Consider the following 3,591-nt stretch of genomic DNA (forward strand, 5'->3'; position numbering starts at 1 on the left):
TCAATCTATAGGTAAAGGAATAGCAGAATTTCAATTAGTATCTACAAGTCGTAGTGCTTCAATTAGTATTGCAAGTCGTAGTGATTTTTTTGCTTTTTCACTTCATAGGCTTTTTTAGTGAAGTGCGAACTTACGACTTGATAAAAAAAATTCCACTCCGTTACTTTTTTTTATCAAGTCGGTTCGTCCTGCGGAGCTAAAAGATAAAAGACCAAAATCCAAAAATAGGATAGTCAAAATGGCAATGTTCCACCTATCAACAAATCCAATAAAACGGAGCGCAGGAAGAAGCGCGACCGCATCGGCTGCCTATCGTGCAGGTTGTAAAATTGAGGATAACCGAACTGGGTTGAAACATGATTATAGTAAAAAACAAGGTATCGTAAAAACCGATTGTTTTATCTTCTCTAATGGTCAAAAGTTAAATATTGACAGGGCTGAATTGTGGAATGCGGCTGAGAAAGCAGAGAAGCGAAAGGACGGCAGAACCGCAAGAGAGGTCATTATCAATTTACCCCATGAGCTGAGCGAGGAACAAAGGCAATCACTTGTTGAAGATTTCACAAAAGACATATCTAAGAAATATAAGGTTGCTATTGATTATGCAATTCATTTGCCTGATAAGCATGGCGACCAACGTAACCACCACGCCCATATTTTAATGACCACACGAGCCGCAACGCTAGAAAATAATACTTTGGTATTAGGTGATAAAACCAATATTGAGCTGTCGAATACCAAGCTTGCAAAGCTGAATCTTCCAAAGACACAAGAGCAAATTGTAAATCTCCGTAGGCACTGGGCGACCACAACAAACAAGCATCTTGAAAATGCTGGTATTGATAGACGTATTGACCACCGAAGCTATGAGGAACAAGGCAGTTATTATTTACCCACTGTAAAACTGGGTTGGGAAGCATCGGCATTGGAGCGTAAAGGTATTAGTACCGCTAAGGGCGACATTAACCGTCAAGTTGCCAATGACAATCTAGAGTCTTATATTATTAATACTGAGTTGGAAAGCTTAAAAGAACAGCTTGCCAAACAGCAGGAAGAAGAAAAAGAGCGGACTATACAAACGACCAAACCACCATCGCCATTGATACCAGAGCCTAAGCCAAAGCCAAAGCCCAAAAGAGTCGAAGCCAAAGATATAGATTTGGACAAACACACTCAAGAGAGTTTTGAGGCGTTACATCAATATCATAATCAAATTGTTGATGGTATTAGTGAAGGTCAAAGCCCATTTGGGTTAAACATGATAGGTAAGAAATTTTTAGAATATATAGATTATATCGGCATAGAGGCTGGAAGCCAATTATATGATAGAGGGCTTGATAATAAGAAGCTTGAGAATATAGACGAGGTTATAAGTACATCAAAGACCTTGCTTGCAAATGTAGACTCTATGAGCGAAACGGCAGGCTTTAAAAATAAAGACTTCATAAAACTATATGAAAAAGCGATTACAAGTCTTGATAAGGTCGAAGTCGAATTTGAAAGGGTAAGTGCTAGAAGATCGACACCAACACAATCATTACAGCCAGCAACACCACAAAACACGCCAAGACTACGATAAATTAACATTTACACAGAATTTTTTGATAACTGACAAGCTCTCAGTTGCTTGTCAGTAGCTTTGATTTACTCTAAGCACCATATTTAGCTTAATTATGTTTTGAACGCTACAGTGAGCAAATTAAGCGTTATTTTGATATATCTATGACATTACCCCTAGATATTGTTTATACCAATCCTTTTTTTCTGAGCTTTGCTGTAAAACTGATTATTGATATTTATCTCTGCTCTGCTACCTAGTTTTTATTAGTTAAAGATTACATTTAAATCTTTTAATAGATTTTAAAGAGTTTTAAAAGATTTTAGACACCTTGTATCCCTTACCTAGTATAGCTTTCAAAGCCCATAGTGCTACAAATCCTCGGTTTAACAACTACAAATCCTCGGTTTAACAACTACAAATCCTCGGTTTAACAACTACAAATCCTCGGTTTAGTGCTACACTATAATACAATGTAGCACTAAATCAAAATTTAACTATGAAAAAGGTTACTATCATGGCTCAAAAAGCACCTGATATGGTTGTTAAAAGTAACTCACTGATTGAAGCAAGTTACACGCTTACGCTTAGTGAAATGAGACTGCTTGATATAGCATTAGCAGAACTATCTAGTTATGAGGAGTGTGAAAAGCACATTACTGCCTTACCCGAAATGATACATATTCGAGCAGAGGAATATTCAGAATTATATGGCGTAACAAATGATATGGCTTATCTAGCGTTGAAAGAGGCTAGTGAGCAACTATTCACTAGATACTTTACTTATTACATCAAAAGCGATCAATTCCCAAGCCATAAAGAGATTAGAAAGGGTCGGTGGGTTCAAGAAATAGGATATGTTGAAGGGCAAGGCGTTGTTATGTTGTCATTCACAAATACGCTGATAGAGTTGGCAGGAAAATTAAAAGGTAGCTTTTCTCGCTATCATCTTGAACAAAAAGCACCTCTGACAAGCATGTATGCACATCGTTTATATGAAATGATGATGCAGTGGCGCGGTTCTAAGACAGTACCTTACGTTACTTATTTTGAGCTTAGAGAGAGGTTCGGAATTGAAAAAGAGGAATATGATCGAGTTACTAACTTCAGGGCTAGAGTGTTAGACCAAGCTATTAAACAAATTAATGAGCATACAGATATAACGGTCAGCTATGAGCAAAAAAAAGAAGGTCGCAAAGTTGTAGGTTTTACGTTTAAATTTAAATTAAAGAAATCAAAAAATCCCGTTATCAAAGAGGCTAATAAAAATGTTAGTGATAATAAGCCGCGAATACCAAAGACACCAATACCGCCACTCTCAGAGAGTCAAATAAATACGTTTGCTAATAAGCTAGCTAACCTTATGGATTTCGGACGAGATATAGCGCCAGCAGGTAAGAGTAGACAAGAGGTCGTAAGTTGGCTTTTAACTGAATTAAAGGATAATAAGAAGGTCAACGATTGGCGTAAATACATGCTGATAGTCGGCTACGAGTTCCCAGAACACATGAAAAAATAAGTATTACAGCTTATTTTTTCATTTTGTCTTAGCACGCTATAAGTAATTATTTTGCTGTTCATTAGCTTTATCAACTATAGCGGTTAGTTCGTCAATAATTGGCTGCATACGTTCTAAATCTGTCTTTTTAATAACTTGGGATTTTATATCTTCTAGTAGTGTCTTAGCGCGCTGTGGGTTGTTCCTAGCTAGTGATAAAACCATTCCGCCTGTTATTATCTTTTGCCCATTCTCTAACTTCCTTGATTGAGCTTTTAGTCGTGCTAGCTCATCTTCTTTTTGTGCTATTTTCTGTTCTAGTGTAGCCATACAAATTCCTTTATAAGTCTAAGATTTTACAAAATTAACTATGGTTATGATGTACTAAGATTTAATTGTAAGTTAACATCAATCTATAGGTAAAGGAATAGCAGAATTTCAATTAGTATCTACAAGTCGTAGTGCTTCAATTAGTATTGCAAGTCGTAGTGATTTTTTTGCTTTTTCACTTCATAGGCTTTTTTAGTGAAGTGCG

The 3,591-nt window shown here is 36.6% G+C and carries 3 protein-coding genes; 2 read left to right on the top strand and 1 reads right to left on the bottom strand.

What is annotated here, in order from left to right; all coding sequences use genetic code 11:
* Positions 1-238: 238 nt before the first annotated feature.
* Both mobQ and repM read left to right on the top strand, forming a co-directional pair.
* Positions 239-1,579, top strand: coding sequence for a MobQ family relaxase (mobQ, locus tag NJD71_RS13375; protein ID WP_319052396.1), 1,341 nt, complete (start codon positions 239-241; stop codon positions 1,577-1,579).
* Positions 1,580-2,075: 496 nt separating this feature from the next.
* The gene (repM, locus tag NJD71_RS13380) at positions 2,076-3,077 is read left to right on the top strand and encodes a replication initiation protein RepM (protein ID WP_319052397.1); all 1,002 of its coding nucleotides are present in this window, start codon (positions 2,076-2,078) and stop codon (positions 3,075-3,077) included.
* A gap of 36 nt (positions 3,078-3,113) precedes the next feature.
* Here the strand turns inward: repM and NJD71_RS13385 are convergent, their stop codons facing one another.
* Positions 3,114-3,386 (bottom strand): mobilization protein, encoded by a 273-nt coding sequence (locus NJD71_RS13385; protein WP_319052398.1) that lies wholly within the window; start codon positions 3,384-3,386, stop codon positions 3,114-3,116.
* Positions 3,387-3,591: the final 205 nt, after the last annotated feature.

Origin of the sequence: Psychrobacter sp. PP-21 (assembly GCF_033790785.1) — a bacterium.
GTDB lineage: Bacteria > Pseudomonadota > Gammaproteobacteria > Pseudomonadales > Moraxellaceae > Psychrobacter.

Bases quoted from the DNA above. Each gene is read 5' to 3' on its own strand.
- mobQ (WP_319052396.1), top strand. From the start codon at position 239: ATGGCAATGTTCCACCTATCAACAAATCCAATAAAACGGAGCGCAGGA.
- repM (WP_319052397.1), top strand. From the start codon at position 2,076: ATGGCTCAAAAAGCACCTGATATGGTTGTTAAAAGTAACTCACTGATT.
- NJD71_RS13385 (WP_319052398.1), bottom strand. From the start codon at position 3,386: ATGGCTACACTAGAACAGAAAATAGCACAAAAAGAAGATGAGCTAGCA.